2 protein-coding genes are annotated in these 1,558 nt (G+C 34.9%); both read left to right on the forward strand.

Translation table 11 applies throughout. From position 1 onward, the window contains the following. Positions 1 to 868: relaxase/mobilization nuclease domain-containing protein (locus M2448_RS20280; RefSeq protein WP_280648003.1), on the forward strand; the 868-nt coding region annotated here is incomplete at its 5' end. A gap of 17 nt (positions 869 to 885) precedes the next feature. Next, positions 886 to 1,128: a hypothetical protein gene (locus M2448_RS20285; RefSeq protein WP_280648002.1), complete on the forward strand. Its 243-nt coding sequence runs from the start codon at positions 886 to 888 to the stop codon at positions 1,126 to 1,128. The last annotated feature ends 430 nt before the right edge of the window (positions 1,129 to 1,558 follow it).

The following is a 1,558-nucleotide window of genomic DNA, read 5'->3' on the forward strand; positions in this document are numbered from 1 at the left end:
GCATATCCCGATTGCTTTTTCGCCTGAAGATAAAGAAAGGATGTCAGATGAATTTATGATCCGGTTAGCTAAAGAATATATGCAGGAAATGGGGGTCAATAATACTCAATACATCATTGTCAGGCACGAAAACACAGAAAACCCGCACCTGCATATTGTCTACAACCGTATCTACAACGACCTGAAACTGATCTCCGTCAATAACGATTACAAGCGAAATATCAAGGTTTGCAAGAAGCTAAAAGACAAATATAACTTGACTTACGGTAAAGGTAAAGAGAAAGTCAAACGCGAAAAATTAGATAATCCCGATAAAGTAAAATACTATATCCATGATGCCATAAAGTCGATTCTGTCAAACTGTAAGAATCCGGCTGACCTGCGCTTTGCTCTGAAAAAGTTCGGAATAGAGCTTGAATATAAACAAAAACGGACAACGGGTGAGATTGAAGGTGTGTCGTTCCGCTATAATGATATCTCTTTCAAAGGTTCACAAGTGGATCGGAAATTTAGCTTCGGAAACCTCAAAAAGGAGTTTGAAAATAACATTGAAGAAGCAAAACGGCAAGGGCAGGAGGAGTATTTACGGGAACAGGAGGAGCAGAAAATACAGCAGGAAGCTGAGCTAAAAGCCAAACAGAAAGCAAGGAAAGAGGCGGAAGCCAAAGCCCAAATCGCCAAACGAAACATAGTCCTGAGAGGTGTGGAATTAACACCAGAGCAGGGAGAAACCCTGATGGGTGACGGCTCTGTTTTCCTTGAAGGGTTGAATAAAAGTGATGGTAGCTGCCAGTTTTCTGCTTATGCTTTCCTGAATGATGAAAAAACAGGGTTATTTTCAGTAAAAACAATCCCGATGAGTTTGTAAAATTCGGCAAATACGAAATGCGTATACGGGATAAAATCCTGATTGAAAACGGCTATATAACCAAAGCGAAAGTCAAATGGTATGGTATCGGTACTTTTGCATACCCGTACCTGTGGAAAGAGAATAAAGCCGATACAGATTATAAAAAATCATGGAGCGATCCAAGAGTAACGAAAGCTCAAAAAGGAGATAAAAGGTCCGAGAAACGGCAAAATAATATCAATCAAAATCAGAGAAAAAACAAGGGAAGAAAACCGTAAGATATATTTTTTGATTTGAGTATAATGTTTACAAAAGATTAAAATAACACCAGCAAATCGAGATGATACTAGTAAAAATATTGCAATATTAGCTAACTTGTTAAAAAAAAGTTATATTTGCAATAGTAACCTTAAATTCTATTAAATAAGAATAAAAATATAATAAAATGGTAAGCCCAATGGTAATAGTTGTTTTAACTATTGTGAAATAATTTCTTTAAATAAGACACCCTTTTATTTTTATGATGTAGATGGGAATATTATTGAATTTATTATACAAGGTGCGCATAGTATTATAAATATAATTTCCTTTGCAATAAAAATATATTAAAGAAACCCGTGGTGCATTTAGCTAAATAAAAAAGAAGTTGTTCATTATCAATTAAATGATTATATTTAATTGTCTGACAAACGATTAAATAAATGAACA

The organism is Dysgonomonas sp. PF1-14 (genome assembly GCF_029892965.1).
GTDB lineage: Bacteria > Bacteroidota > Bacteroidia > Bacteroidales > Dysgonomonadaceae > Dysgonomonas.

Coding starts and splice junctions, on each gene's coding strand:
- M2448_RS20285 (WP_280648002.1), top strand. CDS start 886: ATGCGTATACGGGATAAAATCCTGATTGAAAACGGCTATATAACCAAA.